Source organism: Saprospiraceae bacterium (assembly GCA_016715965.1).
Lineage (GTDB): Bacteria > Bacteroidota > Bacteroidia > Chitinophagales > Saprospiraceae > Vicinibacter.
The window spans coordinates 1,049,422-1,076,038 of the sequence record JADJXG010000001.1 but is presented as its reverse complement, the minus strand read 5'-3'; the positions used below and the strand labels follow the sequence as shown (position 1 = coordinate 1,076,038).

General features: G+C 40.7%; 22 protein-coding genes. 5 read left to right on the top strand and 17 right to left on the bottom strand.

Translation table 11 applies throughout. The features are described 5' to 3' along the window. The first annotated feature begins 64 nt into the window (after positions 1–64). On the top strand, positions 65–1,015 hold the full coding sequence (locus IPM48_03840; GenBank protein MBK9270705.1) for an alpha/beta hydrolase: 951 nt from the start codon (positions 65–67) through the stop codon (positions 1,013–1,015). A 911-nt stretch (positions 1,016–1,926) separates the two neighbouring features. Here IPM48_03840 and IPM48_03835 read toward each other — a convergent pair. From IPM48_03835 to IPM48_03805, 7 genes are all read right to left on the bottom strand, one after another. Continuing rightward, on the bottom strand, positions 1,927–2,838 hold the full coding sequence (locus IPM48_03835; protein MBK9270704.1) for a transposase: 912 nt from the start codon (positions 2,836–2,838) through the stop codon (positions 1,927–1,929). Positions 2,839–3,091: 253 nt separating this feature from the next. Next, on the bottom strand, positions 3,092–3,982 hold the full coding sequence (locus IPM48_03830; GenBank protein ID MBK9270703.1) for an IS3 family transposase: 891 nt from the start codon (positions 3,980–3,982) through the stop codon (positions 3,092–3,094). Then, positions 3,979–4,278: a transposase gene (locus IPM48_03825; protein MBK9270702.1), complete on the bottom strand. Its 300-nt coding sequence runs from the start codon at positions 4,276–4,278 to the stop codon at positions 3,979–3,981. The genes IPM48_03830 and IPM48_03825 overlap by 4 nt, the downstream gene beginning before the upstream one ends. A gap of 14 nt (positions 4,279–4,292) precedes the next feature. Continuing rightward, positions 4,293–4,727, bottom strand: coding sequence for a hypothetical protein (locus tag IPM48_03820; protein ID MBK9270701.1), 435 nt, complete (start codon positions 4,725–4,727; stop codon positions 4,293–4,295). A gap of 385 nt (positions 4,728–5,112) precedes the next feature. Beyond that, positions 5,113–6,174, bottom strand: coding sequence for a 4-hydroxythreonine-4-phosphate dehydrogenase PdxA (pdxA, locus tag IPM48_03815; protein MBK9270700.1), 1,062 nt, complete (start codon positions 6,172–6,174; stop codon positions 5,113–5,115). An 85-nt stretch (positions 6,175–6,259) separates the two neighbouring features. Continuing rightward, entirely contained in the window at positions 6,260–7,393 is a 1,134-nt protein-coding gene (locus IPM48_03810; protein ID MBK9270699.1) for a prolyl oligopeptidase family serine peptidase, read from the bottom strand. Between the two features lie 9 nt (positions 7,394–7,402). Continuing rightward, complete coding sequence (locus IPM48_03805) at positions 7,403–8,182, bottom strand: helix-turn-helix domain-containing protein (GenBank protein MBK9270698.1); 780 nt, start codon at positions 8,180–8,182, stop codon at positions 7,403–7,405. 74 nt (positions 8,183–8,256) lie between these two features. Here IPM48_03805 and IPM48_03800 point away from each other — a divergent pair, with 74 nt between their 5' ends. The 4 genes from IPM48_03800 to IPM48_03785 are packed head-to-tail and all read left to right on the top strand — an operon-like array spanning position 8,257 to position 12,258. Continuing rightward, positions 8,257–9,465, top strand: coding sequence for an ABC transporter permease subunit (locus IPM48_03800; GenBank protein MBK9270697.1), 1,209 nt, complete (start codon positions 8,257–8,259; stop codon positions 9,463–9,465). A gap of 54 nt (positions 9,466–9,519) precedes the next feature. Then, positions 9,520–10,347 (top strand): 3'-5' exonuclease, encoded by an 828-nt coding sequence (locus IPM48_03795; GenBank protein ID MBK9270696.1) that lies wholly within the window; start codon positions 9,520–9,522, stop codon positions 10,345–10,347. 56 nt (positions 10,348–10,403) lie between these two features. After that, positions 10,404–11,150, top strand: a complete 747-nt coding sequence (locus IPM48_03790) for a hypothetical protein (protein ID MBK9270695.1) — start codon at positions 10,404–10,406, stop codon at positions 11,148–11,150. A 10-nt stretch (positions 11,151–11,160) separates the two neighbouring features. Continuing rightward, positions 11,161–12,258, top strand: a complete 1,098-nt coding sequence (locus tag IPM48_03785; protein MBK9270694.1) for a cytochrome C peroxidase — start codon at positions 11,161–11,163, stop codon at positions 12,256–12,258. 768 nt (positions 12,259–13,026) lie between these two features. Here the strand turns inward: IPM48_03785 and IPM48_03780 are convergent. The 10 genes from IPM48_03780 to atpH form a co-directional block, all read right to left on the bottom strand. Next, a complete protein-coding gene (locus IPM48_03780; GenBank protein ID MBK9270693.1) occupies positions 13,027–14,178 on the bottom strand; it encodes a HAMP domain-containing histidine kinase in 1,152 nt (383 codons plus the stop codon). 47 nt (positions 14,179–14,225) lie between these two features. Then, positions 14,226–15,035, bottom strand: a complete 810-nt coding sequence (locus IPM48_03775; GenBank protein ID MBK9270692.1) for a hypothetical protein — start codon at positions 15,033–15,035, stop codon at positions 14,226–14,228. 71 nt (positions 15,036–15,106) lie between these two features. After that, positions 15,107–17,368, bottom strand: a complete 2,262-nt coding sequence (locus IPM48_03770) for a UvrD-helicase domain-containing protein (protein ID MBK9270691.1) — start codon at positions 17,366–17,368, stop codon at positions 15,107–15,109. A gap of 141 nt (positions 17,369–17,509) precedes the next feature. Next, positions 17,510–18,817, bottom strand: a complete 1,308-nt coding sequence (locus IPM48_03765; GenBank protein MBK9270690.1) for a TolC family protein — start codon at positions 18,815–18,817, stop codon at positions 17,510–17,512. Next, complete coding sequence (locus tag IPM48_03760; GenBank protein MBK9270689.1) at positions 18,798–21,872, bottom strand: efflux RND transporter permease subunit; 3,075 nt, start codon at positions 21,870–21,872, stop codon at positions 18,798–18,800. Before IPM48_03760 ends, IPM48_03765 begins: the two co-directional genes overlap by 20 nt. Beyond that, complete coding sequence (locus tag IPM48_03755; GenBank protein ID MBK9270688.1) at positions 21,869–22,912, bottom strand: efflux RND transporter periplasmic adaptor subunit; 1,044 nt, start codon at positions 22,910–22,912, stop codon at positions 21,869–21,871. The genes IPM48_03760 and IPM48_03755 overlap by 4 nt, the downstream gene beginning before the upstream one ends. A 101-nt stretch (positions 22,913–23,013) precedes the next feature. Then, a complete protein-coding gene (atpG, locus tag IPM48_03750) occupies positions 23,014–23,913 on the bottom strand; it encodes an ATP synthase F1 subunit gamma (GenBank protein ID MBK9270687.1) in 900 nt (299 codons plus the stop codon). A gap of 74 nt (positions 23,914–23,987) precedes the next feature. Next, entirely contained in the window at positions 23,988–24,347 is a 360-nt protein-coding gene (locus IPM48_03745; protein MBK9270686.1) for a four helix bundle protein, read from the bottom strand. An 88-nt stretch (positions 24,348–24,435) separates the two neighbouring features. Then, a complete protein-coding gene (locus IPM48_03740) occupies positions 24,436–26,013 on the bottom strand; it encodes a F0F1 ATP synthase subunit alpha (GenBank protein MBK9270685.1) in 1,578 nt (525 codons plus the stop codon). Positions 26,014–26,038: 25 nt separating this feature from the next. Further along, on the bottom strand, positions 26,039–26,608 hold the full coding sequence (gene atpH, locus IPM48_03735) for an ATP synthase F1 subunit delta (protein MBK9270684.1): 570 nt from the start codon (positions 26,606–26,608) through the stop codon (positions 26,039–26,041). Positions 26,609–26,617 lie beyond the last annotated feature (9 nt).

The following is a 26,617-nucleotide window of genomic DNA, read 5'->3' as shown; positions in this document are numbered from 1 at the left end:
CTTATGAAGCTAAGACAAATTGCCTGACAATCATTATCTTTACAAGATCATAAGCCATATTAAAATGTCCAGATTTCTGATATTTGTTTTTTGTGCTCATTTCCTTATCATTGAATCCAAAGGTCAGCAGAAAATTAACGGTCAGTTTGTTTTTAGGAACGTACTAAAGAAATATTCCTTGTACCTTCCATCAGGACAGCAACATCCTTATAAAGCCGTACTTGCATTTCACCCTCTAAATACGGCCAGATGGAATGCCATAAGCTGGAGAGATACTTTAGTAACTTTTGCTGAACACAATCAGCTGATGCTGATTTGTCCGGATGGTGGAGCCGATGGGAGAGTTGATGACGAAGTTGACACAGCATTCACCACCAGACTTTTGGATTCAGTCATGTTTTGGCATCCCTACGATGCAGACAAACTGATTGCACTTGGATTTTCCTGGGGAGGCAGAACTGTCTATTCTTATGGCCTTTCCAGACCAGATTTGATCCATGGTTTAATCCCAATAGGAGCTGCCATTGATGGTACGGATCAACTGCGTGGGAAGGAAGAAGGAGCGAAAAATAAAAATATCTATATAGTACACGGCAGTCTTGATGCGGTCAACACCAGATTTTATCCCGCCTTACAGTTTTTAAGCAATACCAGAGCCTGCGTCAGAGACAGCATGCTTTTGGGAATTGAGCATACGATTGATTTCCCAAACCGGAATTCTATTATTTCAGATGCTTATCAATGGGTTTACTCTAACTTGTGCTCAAGTACTGACTTGGTTCAATCGGACAAATTGCCCGAGTTGCAGGTGATTTATCGATTAAATGGGTTACTGATTAGAAATCTTTCAGAGCGTATTTTATCTTTTAGGATTATAGATATCAACTCAAATGTTCTATTTGAAAAAACCACCTCAGGAATTGCTGAAGAATATTTTCCCTTGAGTTTAGTATCCGGAGTTTATTTTTTTGATTTGAAAAACAACAGAAAGCCGGTATCATTTATAGTTCCCTGATCTTTTTAGCCCAGGTAAAGAACTATAAATTAGCACACCTGTCCAAAATAATTTTTAGAAACCAGCTTTTCCACTTTTTGTCGCGCACGACTGAACGATCCAAGCTAAAAGCTTGGTAGAGTGCGACAGCACTCTAAGTGAAGGAGCCGCGAAAGCGGAGTACCAAAAACGCAGCCTTTTCTAAGGCGGCATCTTCCTTGGTTCTATTGATCTTTATTTGGTTCATTTTGCAAGGTTCTCTGATGGGACAGATTTTGGGCGCTGTATATTGCCGCTCCATAATATGATTTCACTATGATAGTTTGTTTGATGGGTGCATCATATTAGTTTCAGTTAAAGGAGCGACAATATAAGGCGCTATTTCCAAAATCTGTCCTTCTTGGGCCGCTGACGAAAAGGCTCTTAATATTACTCATTATTCAGATTAAAATATCAGGAATAATGATGGTTTTCATGCATTTCAATGCGGCTTAGGGCTCCGCAGTGATTGAGCGATCCACGACTTTAGGAGTGGTCGAGTGCGACAGCACGAGAAGCGAAAGAACGCGTTAGCGCTTGTGGGAAGCTAAACAAAAGAACAGCCCATCGAGGCGGCGCACTCCAAGCCGTCCTTTGAGGGACGGTTCCCTCCTTTTGGAGTGACTTTGTGTCACTCCAATGTTCCCCGTATGGGGAACACCAGTCAGTCACATAGCGAAAGAGCTGCAGTTGGGTGAGCGAGGAGATCGTAGCGAAGTATCCTGCCATGCAGGATACCATCGTACGACAGTGCGATGGCGAAGTGAACCGCGAAAGCGGATAATTGAAACAGCGAACTATCTTTGTTTTATCCCTTGCGCCTTGCCCCCAATTTATTGGCGGGGGCTCCTTCACTTTTTGAGCTGTTCCCGCTATGGCGCATACGCGTCAACTTAGAGGGCCAGTTTATTAAAATAGTTTATACGGTCATTTCGTTTTTCATATTTGCAATTTTCCACTAATTTTTTGATGTTTATTATTGGATTGGAAAGCAGATCAATGATTTCTTTTTTGAAATAGTCTATAAATTTAAATAGACTAATTTGGTTCACATTTCCAAGATTATTATTATACAATATTGCCACTTGGTACATTCTATGTTGTATTACGATATTTATTAAAGAAAGTACTATAATTGAATCTACTCTATCCTTTGATAACTTATTATATGTTGGTATTACTTTCTGCAAATTATTGTAACTCTTCCAGCTTTTAAATATAGTTTCTATTCTCCATCTTAATGAATATAGAATGAAAGCTTGGTCAATTGAAATATCGTTACTTTCTGTATTTGTGATTAAAATTGAAAAGTTTAAATATTTATAGTAATCATCACTATGATTTATTTTATTATTTCGATCCTTGCTGGCTTTTCGTTTTCTTTCACTAGCTATAATGGGATGTACTCTATTTATTAATAATCGCACTCTAACTTTATCATCTTTTCCAAGGAATATCCATTTTTCAATTTTGGATTTTCCCTTCATTAGTTTAAAAATATCAATCCGCTTGCCTGTTTTTTCATCAAGCATAACAACTCCATATTTTACTTTACTTATAATGGAAACACCTTTATTTATTAACTTTTTGAAACATAATAGATTAAAATATCCCATGTCTCTTATTACAAGATCATTGTGTTTTGCAATAGAAAGTATGTCATTTGTACATGATTGGTCATTGACTCTAAATGATGTTATTTTAAAGTATTTAAATAAGTTATTTTTTAGTTCGTAAATTGTTTGAATTTTTAACTGAGATGTTAATGCCCCTTTAACTATTGTGCCTGGATAACACCAGCTCAAGCTTGCTGGTAATTTGAATGTTTGACATGGTACCAATAAATGGGACACTGATCTAATTTAGTTAAAAAATAAAATTAGTACACATTTTACCCCTGCGACAAAGATAAGCATTGCTCCCAAAATGTCAAGAGCAAGTCGAGTTCCGCCGGAAGAATACAGAATAAAGAGGTCGGCGGAACTCTTGACATTTTGTCCGCAATAAGCTTGGTCCTCGTCTAAGGGTAAAAATGCAAAGTCATGTTTTGTTTCCATATTAGTTGCAATGAGTGAATTGATTTTTCGAATAATAAATATTTTCAAATTCTAAGGGTGTATAGTATTGAATGGATGAATGCCTTCTGATTGTGTTGTAATAGCCATCTATGTATTCAAACAGAGTGAATCTTAATTGATCCAAATCATCAAATACAGTACCTCTAATGCATTCGCATTTGAGCCTTGAGAAAAATGATTCGGCAATTGCGTTGTCATAAACTTCGTTTTTGCGAGTCATACTTTGTCTATTTCCTTTAATGGCATTTTTGAAATCTTTACTAGAGTACTGCGTTCCTCGGTCAGAATGGACAATCACACTTAATTTATTTTGGATGCATTTCAGTTTTGCTTTATTGAAGGCTGAAATAACCAGTTCGCTTCTCATATGAGTCTGAACATCCCAGCCCACTACTTTATGCAAATAAGTATCAATCCAAGTTGAAAGATAGGCCCATTGGCCATTCTTTAAAGGAATGTAGGTAATGTCACCAACCCATACTTCATTTGGTTTTTGCGCCTTTCCAAAATCAAGAAGTAAATTGGGTGCAGGAAATTTGGTCCCGGTGGAATCAGTTGTTTTTGGAACAAAACTCTTTGGCTGGATTGCTTTCAAATTTTGTTCCTTCATACATTTGCGAATCAAATGGCGGCTAACATTTTTTGAATATTTTACGGCTAATTCCATTTTAATTCTACGACTTCCATACCTATTCATATGAGAGTCAAATACGGATTTTATTCGGTCTCTTAATCCCAAATGTTTAGTGGGAGAATCCCTCCTGTGGATAAAATGATACAAAGTATTCCTTGGAATATTCATCATCTTGCAAAGCTTGTTAGTAGGATACACACCGCTTAGACTCTGGATAAATTCAGCTTTTGGTTTCATGTCTGCCGGCTGAAAATGTTCAAGGCTTTTTTTAAAATATCCCTTTCCATTTCAACATCCCTTAATTTCTTACGGAGCTGTTCAAGTTCAGTATAAGGATTATTTGTTCCTGGCTGGACGGAAGCATTCCTGGTAATCCTGATTTGACTACGCCAATTGTAAAGCATTTGCTTACTAACGCCAAGAGAATCAGCTAATTCGCTAGCGTTCCTCCCGGATTCGAGCAAATGAATGGCATTAAGCTTAAACTCGGTATCGTACCTCCTCCTCCGATTGTTTGTCTTTGATTGATCCATAACACAAATTTAAGTTAGATTTGTGTACCATTTTCTTGGACCACTTCAGTTGTACTATCCTGTATATATACATTTCTAAATTTCGAAAGTGTTCCTTTTATAATTTTACTGTCTTGTTTCGCTTTTGAAATAATATTAATCATTAGCTGATGAAGAACTCTTAAACAGTATTCTACAAATGCTTGGTTTACTTTTTTATGCAATGCTTGTTTTGATACCAAACTCCCACTAAGCAAATTTATATGGTAAGCCCAATTTGAAAAGCTGATATTTCCTTGAGCAATCATTTGGATAAATCCAATAACCAGGTATTTAGGATTCAACTTTTTACTTTTTCGACAATAAAAGCCAGTCGCCTTTGCCAATTTTAAAAATGGTATCTTTTTAAAAATTTTGGAAGGAGTTTCACAATTTTTATGTTTCTTTGACTTGGAGCTTGCGGAACACATAATTTAGCAGTTTTATGGTAAATTCCAAGAGCTCCTATTTTTTAGGACCTTGCAAATATATAAAAATTTTATATTATATTGTAATACAAGTAATTACAATATTTTTTCGAATAATTATTATTAATTAAGTTGACGCGTATGCGCTATGGCGGGACAAGCTGCTCAAAACTGCTTCGCAGATCGTTCAGTCGTCTTTTGACGGCCAAAAGAAAGTAACATACATGAAGTTTGATAAACAAAAGAAATTTTTTAAATTGTAATAACTGTTATGGGGGTTCAATTTTATAATAACGGTTCAAAATTAGTATTCACTTGTAAATCAATGGTCACATTTCAAATTTAAACTTATTTTGGACAGGTGTGATAAATTAGAGTAAATTTAAAATTAATTGTTGCTGATCTCCTCAGATATTTTTGGTTTTTTCTTCAAAGGATTTTCCCTCATTACATGGTAGCCTTTTCTGGTGGCCACTATATTTTTTGCTTCTATGATGGCGTGAAACATGGACCTAAAATCGGCTTCATTTTTACCAGCCAATTCAAAGGCAGTTCCGTGATCCGGAGAAGTTCGGATAAAGGGTAGTCCTGCGGTATAATTGACTCCGCTGTAAAAATTGAAGGATTTGAAAGGTATGAGTCCCTGATCATGGTACATGGCAAGAATGCCGTCAAATTTGGTAAATTGGTTGGTCCCAAAAAAGCCATCTGCAGGATAAGGCCCCGCTACAAACACACCCGATTTTTTGGATTCAATGATGGCGGGTCGGATGATTTCCTCTTCTTCATTGCCCAACATACCTTCCTCGCCGGCGTGGGGGTTGAGTCCCAGCACTGCAATGTTTGGCTTTTCTATGCCAAAATCACGCACCAGTGTTTGTTCCATCATCTGGATTTTCTTCAACAGAGTTTCTTTGGTGATTTTAGCAGCCACATCCTTTAAGGGAATATGGTCAGTGACCAAACCCATTCTGATTTTATCGCTGATCATCATCATCATGTGATTTTTGGCCCCCATTTTTTCTGCCAGATAGTCCGTATGTCCTTTGTATTCAAATCCAGCCAATTTCATACTATGCTTGTGCACAGGTCCTGTAACGAGTGCGTCGATTTGCTGATTTTTTAAATCTTCCAATGCATTGTCCAAAGCCATCATGGCATACTTACCACCTTCCACTGAAGCTTTTCCCAGGTTGAGTGTCACCTGGTCGTTCCAGCTGTTGATGATATTGATTTTTCCAGGTTTGGGTCTTTCTCCGGGGTTGAGTACATAAAGTGATATATTGTCCAGATGAACAATGTTGCGGTGGTAAGAGACGATTTTAATGTTGCCGTATATGACGGGTATCATACTTTCTAATATAACATCTTTTGACAATGCCTTCAGTATGACTTCGAGGCTTATGCTATTGATGTCTCCACAGCTGATTCCGATTCTAATTTTATCCATAATGGGGATTGTACTCTTTTGAAAAATGCAAATATAACCCGGATTTTAGTAACGGGCTGGTGCTAAATCTGGATAGAATTTGACTTTAGTGTTGAATCCAAACGCTTTTTACTGCAAAACCTTTTGCAGATTCCAGCCTGATCAGATAATTGGAAGCAGGCCAATCTCCGGAATAAACAGACCATTCATTGGAAGGATTGGAGGATGTGTAAATAAGTCTTCCCGTGAGGTCAAATATTTTTAGGATTTTGGGGTCTTTCGGATTTACCAATTTAATACTTAACCAATCATCAGCTGGATGAGGGGCAGTGATAAGTTCTTCTTGGTCTGATTCAAGTGCGGTGTTGTTGTTGACCAAACTTTGGTTGAAAAATCTCCATATTTCTGCACTGGCATTAAAATCCTGACAGGTCATTGGTAAAGGGATGATCGATCCTGGCCAGGTATGTCCGCCATTGATGATTTTAAAATGTTCCAGACCATCTGAGCAGGACTGATAGATTTGCCATTCTGCTGTAGTTCCATCATTGGGGGCGCGGTTAGGTACATCCTGTATCAGTGTTTTGCTTTTATCGCATTTAAAGAGATCGGCAAAATGATTCAACAATTCTGGCACAGAAAGGAGTCCAACATTTCCAGCATAAGGCACGACAGCATCAGCGGTACCATGAATCAACATGACAGGAATGGGGTCTATGGGTCGGCAAACCTGTTGCACAAGTTTTGTCATGGTCCCAGTGACGGAGGCAACGGCTCTAAATTTTTTGGACTGACAGGCCAACATCAGGGACATAAATCCACCATTGGACATTCCGGTTGAAAAGACTCTTTTGCGGTCTATGGGATAATTGCGATCCAGGCTATCGATCAGTGCTTCAAGAAATCCAATATCATCCACATTTGACGGAAATAATCCTGAGTTCCAATATTGGCTGCCATTTTGATCGGTGGTTCCATTGGGATGAACGATGATGAAGCCTGCAGTGTCCGCGATGGGTCTAAAGTCGCCGTAAAATTCTTGTTGGATTGCATTGGAGGTGTAGCCATGCAGATTAAACAAAAGCGCGGATGGTTTTGATGGTGAATAAGACTTGGGGAGGTATAGGCGGTAATTTCTCAGCAGGCCTCCGTGTAATATTGTATCTGTTAAGCTGGTTTGCGAGGAAAGTGCTGTAATGCCTAGCAAAATCAAAGCCACAAAAGTCAAGCTTTTCACCATGGGTCAAAATTAATGATTTTTTGTCATTAAATGCTTGATATTTAAGTTTAGCTCATCCAGTTTGTCCAATACAAGCTGTTGCTGGTATTGGTTCCAGGACTGGAAAACCTCCAAAAGATCTCCAAATGCGAGATGTGCTTCATAATGCCATATTTCCGTCAGGTCTTCCATATCGATTCGGACAGAAGGGTACATGGGGTTATCCGATTTAAGCAAAAGGGTTTTTGTTTTATGATCTGGATACACCCTTTTATACACCAAACCATTTTGGCGGGATACCAGCACATAAGTTGCGCCGGATTTGATTTCTTTTAATTTTTCCACATAACTGCAAATAACCAGACTACCCGATTGAAGCGGCGCCATGCTGTCTCCGCTGATTTCAAAAGCCCTGCACCACATACCAGATTTAAAACCAGGCAATTGGATTTTGGGCAACTCACGAATGAATTCTGGGTCCTCGAAAGACTCCAAATATCCTGCCTGGGCCCTCGTCCTGACCAGTTCGATATTGGACCTGCCTCTGGAATCTACGGTGGTGCTTAAGATACGCAAACCTTTCTTATCCGAATAATCTGCTCCCGTTTCAGTCAAATCAAATCTCATAAGCAATTCCACAGAAAGCTGGTACAAGTCCGCAATTTTCAACAAAGTTTCTATATTGGGTTCTGTGTGACCGCGTTCATAATCTCCAAGAGTGGTTCTTGGAATGTTGAGATGTTCTGCTGCCTCTTGTTGGGATAATTGGTATTTTTGACGCAGAAAACGAATATTTTCCGAAAAATACATGTTGTGATGGTTTGCTTACAAAGATACAACAAGTCGATAAATTCGTCAGCACCTTCTTATCCTTTCGACATTCGATGAAAGCCAGAGCCTTGTTTCATTCCTGGATTACATTCTGGAGAAAAAGACCCTGGTTGAGTTTGTCCCTCCATCTTTTTGTTCTGATCTTGATGGGCAGCCAGTGCATTCTTGGACCGAGACCCATTTTATGTTCTTACAAAGATCGGGTGTATGTATTTTATTGGAGCCAAAATCCACCTGTGGGATCCGAGTTGCAGACTGCATTGTCAGAGCGGGACCTAAAGTGGCAAAGTATCCCTTACGATTGGGCCATCTGGCCACTCATTGTCTCAGATCCATATCAAACCAACATGTTGCATTCATGGCAAAAACCATCTTTTAAGTCTGAAGGTCCTATTTATGTATTGGGCAGTTATGATTTGGGTAGAAGCGTTGGTTCTAACTTGCTGTATGGCTTTCGAAAATCACTATTCCTGGCCATTTGCAGTGTTCTCCTGGGTTGTTTGGTAGGAATTCCTGTTGCGGCGGTCATGGCTTATTATCACAAGGAAGGTATTCATACTTCTTTGCCGGTTTTTTTGTTTTGGATCATTGGCATTGTGATTTGTATATGGATAATTGTTGTGATGATACACCACCAACAGGTATTTTGGCCAGCACTTTGGGTTCCGGTATTCTTGTTTTTGCTTTATCTGCCCATCGCAAAATTGAAAATGAATCTGAAAAAACGAATCAACTGGAATCCGGATTCTTACCTGAGTGCGGGAATTGGATTGACAAAATCTTTTCCGTCCCTGTTTTTATTGCTTTTCTTGGTCAATTGGGTGACCACGCCCAATACCGTATTTATTGTTTTTGTGTTTGGTTTTTTTATTGCTGTCAGCATGGCCAGATACGCCCGCTTTTTGATGATTCGCGAGAGTTCCAAGCAATGGGTAGAATCTTTAAAAGCTTTGGGATTGAGCCATCGCAGAATTATTTTTATTCACCTCATTCCGTATTTGGTACAATCCCTGTTTCCGCTGGCAGCCATGTCTTTGGGCAGTGTTGTACTTTCAGAATCCACCCTTACATTTTTGGGTTTGGGTCTGCCGATTGGCGAAATCAGCCTGGGCAATATGATGCACAGTGCAAGAAATTTTCCAACGGCGTGGTGGGTTTTATTGTTTCCTGGATTGGCGGTGTTTTGGATGGTCTTTAGCTTTTATCGATGGGGACAGGAATATACCCATGAAGAGAGGATTGATTGGCAGACCAATCATTAAAACTAATTATTGTCTGAATTAATCGTTTAGTTTTGCAGACTTAATCATCCCAATATGACATTTGAATTGTCCAAAGAACTTGTATTTATTGATGTTGAGACCACTGGTTTGCACGTGCTGAGAGACCGAATTCTCCAGATTGCCATGGTTAAATTTAAGCCCGGATCAGATACACCGGAAGAAAAAATGTTTTTGATCCATCCCGGCATTCCCATTTCTGAAGAGTCCATCAAAATTCACGGTATCACCCCTGAAGATTTAATCCATCAACCCAAATTCGAAGAACTGGCTGAAGAAATTTTTTCTTTTATTGGTGATGCGGATCTGGCGGGATACAATTCCAATCGATTTGATGTACCCATTCTAATGGAAGAATTTGCGAGATGCGGAATTGAATTTGATGTAGAAAATCGCAGGTTGATCGACGTGCAGAGAATTTTTTACAAAATGGAACCCCGCACTTTACGTGCTGCATATCAGTTTTATTGTGGAAAAGAAATACAACAAGCCCATGATGCGATGGCAGATGTCAAGGCGACGATTGAGGTATTGCAGGGACAGTTGGAGAAATACCGTGACATTGATCTTGAAGAAGAAGGTGGTGAGATTATTTCGAAGCCTGTTCAGAACAATGTCCAGGCATTGCATGAATTTACCAACGATCAAAAAATATTGGACGCCACACAAAGGTTGAGATACAATGAAGCAGGTGAAATTGTCTTTAATTTTGGCAAACACATTGGCAAACCTGTGGCCAAAATCTTATACGAGGATCGCAATTATTACCATTGGATTCTTGAAAAAGAATTCTCGGTTCAGGTCAAGAACCTTGTCCGTAAAATTCTGTCAGATTATCTGGCGGAGCTTCAATCCAAAAAGTAAGCCTTCGCTTGAAGAACAAAGTTTCAGTGATCTGCGTTTTAAAACAAAACAGATCGATGAAGAATTGGGTATTGTGGATTTTTGTTTTGACTGTATGGATTCAGGCATGTAGTACCATTGATCCATCAGGACAATTAAAAATGGTCATCAAAGGCAGTTATGGAGACAGTCCTTTGGTGATGGGTCAGATTTACGATTATTTTGATGGATCGAAGATTACAATCACCAAATCAGAATTTTTTCTGAGTGAATTGGCTGTTCAGGATCAAAATGGGAATTGGCTGGATCTCGATGTAGAAAACTCCTTGTTTGTCAATTTGCAGAATCACCACTTCAATCTCAAAAATGCTGAAGATGGTTTGGAGCTTCATCTTGGAAACCTACCTCCGGGAAATTACAAGTCCATTCGATTTGGAGTTGGGTTGCCAGCCGGTCTCAATGCAAAAACACCGAAGGATTTTGCAAGTTCCAATCCGTTGGGTCAAGGTGATCACTATTGGGCCGGATGGGATTCTTATATTTTTTCTAAAACAGAAGGTACATTGGAAAATGGAACGCAGCAGGCAAAATTTGCCTACCATTCAGGATTTGATGAGGTGTACAAATTGATTGAATTTCCTGTACAGATGAATATTGTGGATGGATCAACATTTAAAATTGAATTCAAAATGGACCATCAGAAAATTTTGGGCAGCTCATCTGAGTTTGTGAATATTTATCAGGACCCGATTATACATGAAGGAGGTGATTTTATGAATCGTTTTATGGATCGATTCAGGTCTGCATTTTTGTACTTACCTTAGAAAATGAGCAATGGGTTTTGGGATCATAACTCGTCTTTTTTTTCTCTTTTCATGGATGTTGGTGGTTATTTCCTGTGGAGGAGATTCCAATGAAGGAGACTTAACGGGGATTCAGTATGAACCCAAGGCCTACGAAGTAAAAGTCCCTTTTTTTTTCAATCCCTTACCAGACAATCCGGCCAATCCTTTGACCTATGATGGGGTCCAACTCGGACGACACTTGTTTTACGATCCTATTTTGTCGTCGGATTCGAGTATGTCATGCGCCAGTTGCCACCGCCCTGAATTTGCCTTTACGGATGGGAAGGCATTCAGCACAGGAGTCACAGGTCAAATGGGTCATCGCAGCAGTATGTCATTGCTGAATGTGGCTTATTTTTCAAAGGGTTTGTTTTGGGATGGCCGCAGTGCGGATTTAGAGACTCAAGCCCTTGAGCCGGTAGAGAATCCTATCGAATTGCACGAATCCTGGCCCAAGGTGGAGCAAAAATTGAAAAGACATGCGGCGTATCCAGCCATGTTTCGAAAGGCTTTTGGAATCAGTGACCGGTCTGAGATTAGGAAAGAATTGGCAGCTAAAGCATTGGCGCAGTTTCAAAGAATCCTGATCACCGGAGGAGAAAGCAGATACGCCAAGCAGTTGGAGGGTAAAACCTTCTTTGATCCGGACGAACAGGATGGGATGGAAATGTTTTTTAATACCAACCCTTCCCTTCCAGACGCTCAATGCGGTCACTGTCATGCTTTTCCCAGCTTTCAGTCCAGTGATTATTTCAACAATGGATTGGATCCTGCAAAGCTTGGATCAGATTTTCCGGACCCGGGCAGAGGAGCCATTACCGGAATACCTTTGGACAGTGGTCGATTCAAGGCCACGACCCTTTTCAACTGGCATCTGACAGCACCTTATATGCATGATGGAAGATTCAAAACCATCGATGAAGTCATGGACCACTACACCCAACAAGTAAAACAAGCCCCTAATCTGGACCCCAATGTTGCCAACCTGGTACTGAACGTACGTCAAAAAAACAAGGTTTTGGCGTTCCTGCAGACCCTGATTGACACGAGTTATTTAAAAAATCCAGACGTTTTGAGCCCTTTTTAAAAAAAATTTGAACCACAAAAGAGGTCAAAAATTAATTTAATTAGTACAATTTATTGCTAATTTCAAAAAGGTAAATTTATTATATTATTTATTATTAATGTATTATACATTATAAAAATAAAATATATAATATAATTATATATGACAAGGGCCTTTTTTTGTACTTGTGGACGGAAGAATATCGTCGGATCATTGTACTGTGATTGTAGACAAAGGGAAGAAATACAATCAGAATGCTGGTAAAAGTATCAGCGACCGTTAAAATCGGATATGTTCATGGGATTAAAAATTTGTTAATAGGAAGCCGTCTCAAAGAGATGGCTTCTATTAACAAGTTGAACGGATCCGATTCCAAAGTGAGTAAATTTTTCATGATAGATAAAGGTAAGTTAGTTTGGATATGTTCATGGGATTAATAAATAGCCAGTTGCGATCACAGCTGGCTATTTCCTTTAAAGAGCGCAAACATTTATAACTCTAATAAAAAAGTATCACAAGTTTTTCTCGGATAAATCTATTTCAAAACGAAAGACAAAGTCCTGCTGGTTTCAGCGGGACTTTTTCGTTGAGGGCATTTCATTTTTTCATCGCCCGGCAATGGATTTCATTTTGCCCTTTTTAATTGGTGAAATATAGGTGGAAGGAAAAAGAACCTTTCATTTTGGACATGCAGAAGATGGACCGGAAAAAGGGGGATAATCCATTTTAATGTGGCGAATATGGGAAGGTGATTCTCTAATGGATGCAGTCAAAGATATCCTCGTCCGTTCAGATTCTGTTGTCTGCCTCTTTCAACTCTATTCTGATGGTGGTACCGCGGCCGGGTTCTGAATCCTTGACATAGATTTTGCCCTGGTGATAGTTTTCGATGATTCTTCGGGCAAGGGATAATCCCAGTCCCCATCCTCTCAATTTGGTTGAATACCCTGGACGGAAAATGGTCTCCCATGATCCTGCCGGGATCCCTTTTCCGGTATCGCTAATTTCGATGCAGACCATGTTTTCATCCTTGTATAAGTCCAATACAATTTGGCCCTGGTCATCCATTGCATCCAGCGAATTTCTCAAAAGGTTTTCCAAGACCCATGAAAACAAATTCGAATTGAGCATCACCTGATAATCGTGGGTATCTTCAGAAGGTCCTTTAAACTGAATTTTTCGGGCTGCTCTCGGATGCATGTAATTTAATGCGGCAAGACATTCTGATTTAATGGATGTCGCTTTGAGTTCTGGCACAGATCCTATTTTGCTAAACCGATCTGAGACCTGTTGTAATTTGTAGATGTCCTGTTCAATGTGACCGATCAATTCTTCTCTGGTCACGGGATCGTCCTGACTTGTTTTTAAGGCATCCATCCACCCCATTAATCCGCTGATGGGTGTGCCCAGCTGATGTGCTGTTTCCTTGGCCATCCCTACCCAAACCCTATTTTGCTCTTCTTTTCTGGAAAGATTAAACACCGTGTAAGCAATCGCGATATAAATCAACAATAGAATCATTTGGATCCATGGCAGATAACTAATCTCGGTCAAAATATCAGGATACTCCCAATAGATCGCCTGATAATCCGGACTGCTCAGAGGAGTTATCCCGGAAGCTTTCACTCGTTTTACTATTTTTTGGGTGTCAATGGGCTCAGGATAATTGTGCAGCCCAATGTCTTTGTTGTTGTTGATCGTCACTACCCGGATGTCGGAAAGTTTTTGGAGCACCTCGTTGTGGTAAGTGACATCAATATCCAGGTCTGCATTGATGACCATTTCTTCCAATGTGCGGACCAAAAGTTCGGTGTGCGTTTTTTCTCTTTCTGCAAGGTTGTTGGCCAGGTGGTTTGAGTAATACAGCGGAGCAACGGTGATCACAATGCCCAAAATGGCGAGATACCATTTCCATCTTCCTGTTCTTTGATAAATATCCACTGGATTTTCGATTTATGAATTTACAAATTGCATCCTATCATTAAATATTAATTTTTTTCTTCCGATGGATTCATTTGAATGTAATGAATTTGTGCCGATTGATTCATCCTTCTGTTTTTTTCCTGGGCAACGACAAAATGATTTTTTTTATAACAGCAGATGGCCTCTTTTTGGCTGATAAAATTAAATTTGTGGCTCAGCCATTTATCTTCTGTTTGATATGGATCCATTTCAAAGATCTCGGTACTGGTGAGGAGATAGACTTTTTGTGAAAGAGGATCTGTACAAGCACCGGTAATTTGGCTTTCCAGATAGAATCGGTGCGTATATGTTTTGGTAAATTCTGGTCTCAGAATCTGATGGGAATTGTCAGGATCTGCTTTGTACAATCGGGTCCGTGGACTTTTCTTCTTGTTCCAGTTTTTGGAGAAAAAGTAGAGGGAATGATCAAACCAATACATGGCTTCGATATCGTATGTTTTAAGGGTATCTTCCCGGGTGGATTTTTTATCTTCTGAAAAAAAATAAAAGTCTATTTTTTTAGCGGTGACAGTATCGAATTTCAACAGTTCTTCGATTTTTATTTTATAAATTTGTTTTTTGGGTCTTTTTCTTTTATTGTCGCCGGTGTCTGCGATAAATACATGGTGCACAAAGTCTGTGGTCAATTCTTCCCAATCAATGTTGATTGCGTTCTTAATCTTAATGCGACGCAAGATTTCACCTGTTTCATCCAGATGATAAATAATGGCAGGATTGCCTCCATCGTTGAGTGCAAAAAAACTTTTTCCCTGATCCAGACTAATGATTCCGGAAATTTCATGGAGTTCTTCAGGAAGGGGATACGATCGAATCATTTGGATGGATTGGGCACAAGGGTCTAAGTTTGAGCCGAATAAATGTAAAAACGAAAAAACGAAAAAACGAATCAATTGAGTATCTGAAGTTTGGCAAATTTAAGAACTATTTTTCGCTGCGGATTATCCACTTCAGCAAAGTAGATCGTGGCGATCCTATTGTCAGAGCTGCCTTCGACCTGGATGACTTTGCCTTCTCCAAATTTTTGATGCAATACTTTCATGCCTGTTTGAATTTGGCCTGCTTCACTGGGTTTAAAATTGGTGAGCAGGGGATGGTGTTTGATTTCAGCCGGTTTGCGCTCTATATATCTCGATTTGGGCGTCACAGGTTCTTCGGAAAGGTGAAAGACCAGGCCACGGGAAGTCTTGTCGATTTCATATCTGCTCTGATCAATTTCTTCAATAAAGCGGCTGGGTTCGTTCATTCTCAGGTTACCAAAGAAATACCTTGAATTTGCATAGCTCAAGGCCAAAAATTGACGCGCCCTGGTAATGGCTACATAAAACAATCGTCTTTCCTCATCGAGTTGTTCGGCAGAATTCATCGACATGTAGGAAGGAAAAAGATTTTCTTCAAGTCCGCCCACAATGACCGCATCAAACTCCAGACCTTTGGCCGAATGCACCGACATAAGAGTAAGGTAGTCTCTGTTTTCTGTTTCGCTATCCAACTCGGAGATCAGGGCGATGCTTTGTAGGTAGGTGGCCAGCGACTTGTCGATTGGCAAATCACCGGTTAGTTCGTCGTTATCTGTAAAATCTTTGATACCGTCCAATAGTGCGGTAATGTTTTCGATTCTGGAGATACCCTCCTGGGTCATGTCCTGCTTTAGTTCCTGAGCGATGCCGGAAGTTTTGTAAATGTACAAAGCTGCATCGTAAGCAGAGTTTTTGTTTGCAACATCCTGCATTTGAAGTAGCATGTTGCGGAAGTTGATCAGATTTTGGGAAGCTCTACCAGATCCTGCAAAGGCGGGTATGCTTTCAAACAGGGACCATTGTTGTTCTGTACTGATCTCCTGTAATTTGTCGATGGTGCTGTCGCCGATTCCTCTTTTCGGATAGTTGATAATTCGCTTGAAAGCCTCGTTGTCTTTCGGATTGGAGACCAGTCTCATGTAGCCCAACAGATCCTTGACCTCTTTTCTCTGATAAAAAGAAAGTCCGCCAAACACTTTATAACTGATGTTTACCCTTCGGAGTTGTTCTTCAAAAATGCGAGACTGCGCATTGGTGCGATAGAGGATGCAGATATCCGAATTCTTCAGGTGGTATCTGTTTTTTAATTCGACGACATAATCTGCTACCTTTCGGCCTTCTTCGTTGTCGGAGGCCGATTTGATCAGTTTTATTTTGTGGCCTTCTTTTTTTTCGGTCCAGATTTCTTTTTTGATTTGCTTGGCATTGAAGGTGATCACATCATTGGCAGCCTGAACAATATGATTTGTGCTCCTGTAATTTTGCTCCAGTTTAAAAATCTGAACATCCGGAAAATCTTCCTGAAAGTCGAGAATGTTGTTGATGGTCGCACCTCTAAAGGAATAGATGCTTTGAGCATCGTCACCGACGATACAAATATTTCTGTTACTGCCCGGGTAGAGCGTTAATTTTTTGAGAATGGCGTACTGGAGATAATTGGTATCCTGAAACTCATCTACCAGGAGGTATTGAAAAATGCGCCGGTATTTTTCGAGCACCCCGTCTTTGTTTTCCTGAAAAAGCCGGTACAACTGAAGTAGAAGGTCGTCAAAATCCATGGCACCTGCCTGCAAACATTTGTGGACATATCGCTTGTAGATATTTCCAGTGGCTGGCATTTTATTCAACCGGTCCTGTTCAAAAAGGCTTTGGTCTTTTTCGTACATCAGGGGGGTGATCAGGTTGGACTTGGCATTGGAAATGCGGGCTCTGACCGAATTGGCATTGTAATCCTTGGGGTTAAGTCCCAGTTCTTTAATAATCTCAGAGATCAGACTTTTGGAGTCTTCGGTATCGTAGATGGAGAAGTTTGTGGGGTATCCGATTTTGGGAGCTTCGATGCGAAGAATTTTTGCAAAAACAGAGTGAAAAGTGCCGCTCCATATTTTTCTGGCATCTCCGGTCACCACCTGACTGATCCTTTCTGTCATTTCCCGTGCGGCCTTGTTGGTAAAAGTGAGGGACAGAATTTGCCAGGGTTTTATGCCACTGTGAATCATGTGAGCCAGACGGTAGGTGAGTACGCGCGTTTTTCCTGATCCGGGACCGGCAATCACCATGACAGGACCCTCTATCTGCTGCACGGCTTGCTTTTGGATGGAGTTGAGTTCGTCAAGGTAATTCTTGGCCATATTGTGTCTTAGAGTCCGCAAGATAGGGCTTAATGGTAAATATTTTGAATATGATCAAACTTCAAACTGGATAGCTATCTTATAAATTTGAGTTTAATTCATATCAAACAATTTTCAATGGAAGCTAAACCAATCAAAACTTTACTCCAACAAAAACCTAAGATCACCTTGAAGCGATTTGATGATGAGCAGTTGGACCATGTATTGATACCATGCATCCTGTCGTACGATTTGTGCTTGTATCATGTCTGTTTGAGCCTGACGCATTTCCAGATGGGTAGATTCAGATCGCATGTATTTTTCTTTTTCCAATTGGAAGATCTCCTCAGCGTGTTTGATCTTTTCATCTGCCATGATCAACAGTTTTTCATTGAAGAGTAAATTCTGTTTCGCTGTTTCCATTTGATGATTTACGCCGGAAACCCATTGATCTGCTGTGATTTCATTTTTCTTGAGGTTTAGATCCATCCTTCTAGACTCATTTTTGATTCTACCTCCCTGATAAAGTGGCACGGACAGTTGAAGTTGAATCTGAGGACCATAGTTTTGCGAAAACAAACTAAATCCTGCCTGATTTTCGGTTCGGTTGAAATTGTACGCTCCAAAAAGACCCAATCCCGGCCAGCGCTCATATTCGATTTCTTTTTTGGAATATTGGAGTATCCGTTGTTCACTTTGGTAAAAACTCCATTGTGGATGGCCGGAAAAATCATTATTAGAATCGATGTTCACATTTAATTTTGTTTGAATGCTGGTGTCGCTCAAGAAAATATCGCTATCGAGAGGGGCTTGCATCAATTGAAGTAAGTTTATTTTTGCTATTTTGATCTGTTGGTTTTGTTGATTTAATAGAATTTCAAAGTCTTTGTAATCCATTTGGGCATTCAAGAATTCAGTTTTGCCACTTAAGCCTTTTTGCATTTTAATTTCTTCCTGACGCACCCTTTCCAGCGAAAAGGAAACTTGCTCTTCAGCGGATTTGATTAAATTTTGCAATCTGATAATGTCATAATATGCCAGGGCCACCTGATAGGTCAAATCCAAAATGTCAAGATCCAATTGGTGTTTGGATTTCCTTACTTGTTCTTCCAGCCGATCTTTTGCGACCATCATTTTAAATCCTTTGAAAAAATTCCAATTGAAGAGGAGATTGGCATTCATCTGTTCAGATCGGGCATTGTCTCTTCTGATTTCTGTATTGTTGACCAGCTTTTGATCCAAAGAATTGAAGGAGAGGGTGGGGGCTAAATTAAAAATTACCTCCGGAAGAATTCCGGTATTGCTCCAGCTATTTTGTACCGATGATATTTCAAGATCTGTTTTGGAAAGTTGAATTCCATGATTTCTGGACAAAGCAGTTTCGATGGCTTCCTTGAGACCAATCGATTTCTGTGAGTGCAAATGAATCCCAACAGAACAGATCACAACACTAAAGATCCATTTGTTCATCTCTGGATTTTTTGTGGGTAGACAAATAGGTGTAAATAGATGGCACCACAAACAGGGTCAGTACCAGTGAAAACATCAGACCACCGATAATGACGATTCCAAGCGGTACACGGCTCGTGGATGCAGCACCAATCGAAAACGCTATTGGTGTAGCTCCAAGGGCCATGGCAAGTGTGGTCATAAGAATGGGTCTGAGTCTGGCTTTGGCACCTGTCAAAGCAGCTTGGATTTTATTCATGCCCTGAAGTCGGTTCTGGTTGGCAAAATCAACGATAAGGATTCCATTCTTGGTCACCAAACCAATCAACATAATCATTCCGATCTGGGAGAAAATATTAACGGTCTGATCAAACATCCACAATGCTGCCAATGCGCCAAAAATGGCGAGGGGTACTGTCATCATGATGATGAGTGGATCCACAAAACTCTCAAATTGTGCAGCCAACACCAAAAAAATCAAAATAAGTGCCAGAACAAATGCAAAGCCGATGCTTCCGGAACTCTCTGCAAAATCCCTGGATGGACCGCTGAGGGCTGTGGTGTAATTATTATCGAGGACGGTAGAGGCTATTTTTTTCATTTCTTCGATTCCATCGCCCAGGGTAAATCCTGGTGCCAGTCCTGCTGAAATGGTCGCAGATTTGTACCGATTGAAATGATAGATCGTGGGTGTGGTGCTGATTTCACGAACGGTGACCAATTGGTCCAGGGGTATATTCTGTCCGGTATTGGATCTGATGTACAACAATCGAAGGTCCTGAGGGTCATCTCTGAATTTTCGATCCATCTGACCAATGACCTGATACTGCCTCCCATTCATGGTGAAATAGCCCAGTCTTTGATTGCTGAAAGACATTTGCAGTGTCTGAGCAAGATCTTGGACGCTGACCCCCAAAGCAGCGGCGCGGGCTCTGTCAACCGTGATGCTCAGCTCGGGTTTGTTAAATTTTAGATCAGAATCCACATTGACCAAAACCTTGCTTTTAGAGGCCTCTTCTAAAAATTTGGGAATGGCAGTTTTGAGTTTTTCCATGTCGCTGTTCTGGATCACAAACTGGACGGGCAATCCACCTCTGCGATTGATGGCAATCGTCTGTTCCTGGATGGGAAAAGCCCTTCCTTCATTGTATTTGGGTAAATTTCTGCTAATTCTTTGGACGATTTCTTCCTGAGTAGCTTTCCGATTTTCTGGGTTACACAATACCACTCTGACAAATCCGGTATTGGCAGCACCGCTGCCGATAAAACCTGGAGAAGTTACTGACAATATTACTTCTTTTTCCGGTACGGAATCAATCATCAGTTGTGTCAATTTATTTACATAAGCATCCATCTTGTCAAAAGAGGTGCCTTCAGGGGCAGTCAGGCTCAATCTAAACTGACTCCTGTCTTCCATTGGTGCGAGCTCAGAAGGAATAGTATTGAAAAGACCATAAGCGCCCCACATGCAAAGGACCAATGATATGGGAGCCAACCACCTGATTTTTAAAAATTTTTGCAATAGGAAGGCATATCCGGATTCCAGTTTTTCGAAAAAGGGTTCTGTCACTTTGTAAAACCATCCGGGCTCAATGGATTTTCTGGAGACATATACTGTCAGGACAGGTGTCAGACTGAGACTTACAAAGGCTGATATGAGTACAGCACCCGCTACCACCACTCCAAACTCTCTAAACAACCTCCCTACAAAACCTTCCAGAAAAATCACCGGTATAAATACAACGGCAAGGGTAATTGAAGTCGCGATCACTGCAAAATAAATTTCTTGGGATCCCAATCTTGCAGCCATCATTTTGGACATTCCGGACTCCAGTTTTTTGTAGATGTTTTCGGTGACGACGATGCCATCATCCACCACCAGCCCCGTGGCCAATACAATGGCCAACAAAGTAAGAATGTTGATGGTAAAGCCTGCTAGGTACATGACAAAAAATGCACCGATCAGCGATACAGGAATATCGATGAGAGGCCTCAATGCAATGATCCAGTCTCTGAAAAACAAGAACACAATGATGACGACCAACAGGATGGCGATAAACAGAGTTTCCTTCACTTCTGTGATAGATTTTTTAATAAACTTAGCCTGGTCGAGACCGACGTTGATCTCATATTCTGCCGGAAGCGTTTGCTTAATGGTTTCGAGGCGTTTGTAAAACTCATCCGAAATGGCCACATAGCTGGTTCCTGGTTGTGGCACAATCGCAATGGCGATCATGGGCACCCCACTTTGTTTGAGAATGGACTCTTCGTTTTCCGGGCCGAGGACTGCTTCGGCAACGTCTTTCAAACGGATGGTCGCTCCCGAAGCTGAGGTGGAGATCACCAACTGGTTAAATTCCTCTTCTGTTTTTAGTTGTCCGAAAGTTCTGATGGATAGTTCTGTACTGTTACCTGTGATTTTGCCGGAAGGCAATTCAACACTTTCTCTTTGCAGTGCCTGTTGGACATCTTGCGGGGTCAAACCATATGAACTAAGTTTGACAGGATCCATCCAGATCCGCATGGAATATCTTTTTTCTCCCCAAATGTGGACATTGCTGACACCGGGGATGGTTTGAAGGATTTCAATCAAATGATCATAGGCAAATTCCGTGAGCTCCAATTGATTTTTACGATCGCTCATGATTGTCATGGACAAAATGGGCTCTCCGCTTGCATCTGCTTTGTTGACTGTGGGTGGAGCATCCAGATCATTGGGTAAATTGCGCACCGCCTGAGATACTTTATCTCTTACATCATTCGCCGCTTCTTCCAGATTAATGCTGAGATCAAACTCTACGTTGATATTGCTATTCCCCTGAGAACTGACGGATGTAATGTTTTTAATTCCCGCGATTCCATTGATGGCTTTTTCCAGGGGTTCAGTGATTTGGGATTCGATGATGTCCGCATTCGCACCTGGATACGAAGTCCTGACGCTGATATTCGGTGGGTCGATGGCTGGAAAATCCCTGACGCCTAAATTTCTAAATCCCAGATATCCAAAAAGGATGATGACCAGATTGAGGACCACTGCCAGAACCGGCCTGTTCAGGCTTAATTGAGAGATGTTCATTGGACGTTGAACAATTGAACGATGTGAACAGGAGCACCGGGTTTGATTCCCATCAGACCGGTGGTGATTAATGTATCGCCGATACCAATACCTTGTATTATTTCTACACTGGTACTGTCACGGACTCCAAGTGTAACAGATCTGAATTCTGCAACACCATTTTTGAGTAAAATCACTTTTTTATCTCTTGCCTGTGGAATAACTGCATGGCTGGGCACCATGATACCTGAGGTTTTACTTCGGATATTGAGAATTACCTCAGCAAATAGACCGTGGAAAAATTTGTTAGAATTGTTTTTGATACTGGCAGAAACATTGAGTGATCTGGTGATTGGATCCAGGGAAGATTCAAAACTTTCAATTTTCGCTTTGTGAAGAGAGTCGTTGCCTTCGGTTTTAAAGAAAATATGATCCCCTATTTTGATGGAAGGAATGTATTTTTCAGGTAGTGCAAATTGCACTTTTGCCTGGTTCAGATCGGCCACCTCCGCCAGAATAGATGAAGGCGAAACCACCGAACCGGGGCTTATTTTACGGATACCAATGGTTCCTGAAAAAGGAGCTCTGATATGGTGTTTTTCGATTTCAGTCTCCAGAATTTTGATGTCGGCTTCTGCTATCCTCAACTGAAGCAGAGACAAGTCATACTCTTGTTGTCCTATGGCCTGCAGCTGAAGCAATTCTTTTTGTCTTCTTTCGGTATTGAGCAGTATTTCTTTTTGTACTTTGAGTTTGGACAATCTTGCCTGTGCATCGGCATCATTCAATTTGAAGAGCAACTGACCTTTGGTGATCTTTTGACCCTCCGAAAATGATATATTCTGAATCTTGCCATTGATTTCAGGCCTTATTTCAGTAAATTCATTGGCTACAATATTGGCAGGTAATCTAAGTTTCTCTTCGAGAGCCACGCTTGAGACCAGCCAAGCTTCTACTCCTGTAGGTTTTTTAGGAGGAGGTCCTGAGGGTGTATTATTTTCCGTCTTTTTGCAAGAAATGGTAAAAACAAGGATGGGAATAAAATAAGCCAACTTATGCATTCTGCAAATTTAAGAGAAAATGCAGGAAGGCCTTTTAAAATAAAGTTAAAGAGATTGCAGACTTAAGCTAGATTAATAAGTTTACCAAACCAACGGTAAATTTATCCGGCAAGTGCAGCTGCTCCACCAACGATTTCGGAAAGTTCTTTGGTGATGGCTTCCTGACGGGCTTTGTTGTAATTAATTTTTAATTCGACCAGCATGTCTTCTGCATTTTCTGTGGCCTTGTCCATGGCGGTCATTCTTGCGCCATGCTCGGAGGCCTGATTGTCCAGAATGCATTTATAAAGTTGTGACTGGAGAATCGAAGGAACCAATTCTTTCAACAGATCTTCCTGATTGGGCTCAAAGAGAAAATCTGGCTTGGTGCTTGTGGCGCCGGATTCAGTTTTTGATGGTACAGCTTTTGGTACCGGAAGATATTGTTCCATTTCCGGAAATTGGGTGGCAGCGTTTTTGAATCTACCATAGTAGATTTCAACCTGATCTACCTTGTCATTTTTAAAATCATCCATCAATCGGTCTGCAACGGCCACAACTGCTTCGTAGCTCAATGCAGTCTGTAAAGTAGAATACTCACCAATCATATTGCATTTGGGATATCTCTTTCTGAAAAACTCAAACCCCTTTTTTCCAATGCACAGAAAGTTTAAGCGGCCTTCTTCAGCGTGGACAGCATAATGGGTCTGAATTCTCTGCTGTGCCAATTTGATGATATTTGCGCTAAAAGCACCGCAGAGTCCCCGATCTGAAGTGATGATGACCAACAAGGGATTTTTCTTTTCAGTTGCTCTTGCAAAAGCTTCCGCCCCCTGACCATCTGAAAAACTCATGATGTTGACCAACATGTTGTTGAGTTTGGTGGCGTAAGGTCTCATTTGGACAATGGCTTGTTGCGCCCTTCTCAACTTAGCAGCAGACACCATTTTCATAGCTTTGGTGATTTGCTGGGTGGACATCACCGATTTTATTCTGTTTCTTACTTCTTTTAAGTTAGCCATTTTGGATCAATTTGGAAATGTGAAAATTTGGAAATGTGAAAATGTGAAGAGGATCTATCGATTGGCATGAAGATTTACTTACTCGATTTTAATGTGATTAATATTTTATTTATAATTTTTGACATTTCTTTTAACTCAACAATTAAATACTCACAGTCAGGATAAGATTTTGACATTTGGCAAAGGTGCAACCAATACTCAGTTTCATTCAACTCTTTGGCAGCTAATTTAATTTTATGTAAAAAATCAGCCTTACTTTCAGCATCCTGAGCCTCATACACATTGGCACCTATAGATGTTCCTGATTTAAGCAGCTGATTTGCAATCACAAATTTTTTAAGCGCTTCTAAATCTTCTGTATATTGTATGATCGCCAATGAAAATTCAAAACATTTTTTGAGTATAATGTTACTACTTTCTACTTCATTTGACAACTTCAAAATAATGTGATATAATTTTGGAAAATCTAGTATATAAAATTAATTTTAAACTTTCACATTTCCAAATTTTCACATTTTCAAATTAGGCAATCTTAAGGCCTCCAGCTAAATCTTTCAACACTTTCAGGTCTGCTTCTTCAAGCTTACCTTTTCTAAAGTTTTCCAATACCTGAGGATGTTTCAGTTCGAGTTCGGTATAGACTACATTTTCAAATTCTTTTACCTTTTCGACCGGAATATCTTTCAGCATATTGTTGGTACCCATATAGATAATGGCTACTTGTTTTTCAACGGAGACCGGACTGTATTGGGGTTGTTTCAAAATTTCAACATTTCTCTTTCCCTTGTCCAGTACGGCTTTTGTGGCTGCATCCAAATCAGATCCAAACTTGGAGAAGGCCTCCAATTCACGGTATTGCGCCTGATCAAGTTTCAGGGTTCCGGATACCTTTTTCATGGATTTGATTTGCGCATTACCTCCCACCCGGGATACTGAAATACCAACGTTGATGGCGGGACGGATACCTGAGTTAAACAAGTTAGATTCAAGGAATATCTGTCCGTCGGTAATAGAAATCACATTGGTAGGAATATAAGCAGAAACGTCTCCCGCCTGTGTTTCAATGATGGGAAGCGCGGTAAGCGATCCGCCCCCTTTGACGATACCTGCTTTTTTCAGAGAATCAGGTAAGTCATTCATATTTTTGGCAATCTCATCGTTGTTGATGACTTTGGCAGCCCTTTCCAACAATCTTGAGTGCAGGTAAAATACGTCTCCCGGATAAGCTTCACGTCCCGGAGGTCTTCTCAACAAGAGAGAAACTTCCCGATAGGCCACGGCCTGCTTGCTGAGATCATCATAGATGACAAGAGCTGGTCTTCCTGTATCTCTATAATATTCGCCGATGGCGGCTCCGGCAAAAGGAGCATAAAATTGAAGGGGTGCAGGATCCGCAGCGGAAGCAGATACGATCACGGTATAAGGCATTGCGCCATATTCTTCGAGTGTTCTGGCTACTTTGGCCACCGTAGATGCTTTTTGACCTGAAGCCACATAAATGCAATAAACGGGTTCGCCTTTGTCGTAAAATTCTTTTTGGTTGATGATGGTATCTATGGCGATGGCTGTTTTGCCCGTCTGACGGTCGCCGATGATCAATTCTCTTTGTCCTCGCCCAATAGGAATCATTGAGTCGATGGCTTTTATTCCTGTCTGCAGGGGCTCATTGACTGGCTGGCGAAAGATCACACCCGGTGCTTTGCGCTCCAGAGGCATTTCATATTTAACACCGGTGATGGGTCCTTTCCCGTCAATGGGTTGACCGAGGGTATTGACCACACGACCTGCAAAACCTTCACCTACTTCAATGGAGGCAATCTTGTTGGTTCGTTTGACTCTGGAACCTTCTTTAATTCCTCCCCAGGGACCCATGAGTACCACACCCACGTTGTCTTCTTCGAGGTTTAATACGATGGCCTGAACTCCGGTTTCAAATTCGACGAGCTCACCTGCCTGAGCATTGGTCAATCCATAGACGCGCGCGATACCGTCACCTACGGTAAGTACGGTACCTACTTCTTCCAATTGGGAAGCTGTGGCCGAGCCTGAGATTTGTTGCTTTAGAATGGCTGATATTTCTTCGGGTCTGATATTTACCATGATGGTTGATGATTATGTTTAGATATTAAGATTTGACGACTAAGTTGGTATAAGATGAATCGTATAAGTTTGTTCTAAATGCCTCCAGTTTCCTCTTGGCAGTGGTATCGACTTGTTTTCCTTCCATCTGAAAAATAAAACCGCCAATCAGTTGTGGTTCTACTTTATGAATAATTTCCATGGACTCACCGGGCTTCAGCCAGTCTGCAAACTGTTTTTTAAAATTCTCCAATTGAGTTTCAGATTGGGGAACGGCGGTGACCAAAGTAGCCGTTCTGATTTTTTGAATGGATTTGTATTGGGCGATAAAAGCACCGGCAATGTTTGCCAAAAGAGGCTCACGACCTTTGGTCACAAGCAATTTGATAAAAGTGTAAATAAGTGGAGATATTTTATCCGCCAACAGCGCTTTGATTACGTTTTCTTTTTTGTCTGCACTCACAATGGGACTCTTAAGCATCAATGCAAAATCCTTTTGTGAACAAAGGCTCTGTAAGCTCAGCATATCCTGGTAGGATTGTTCCAAAGAAGACTTCTCCCTGGATAAATCTATCAGGGATTTGGCGTATCTGGCAGCAATTTTGGATTGTGACATCTGATGGTT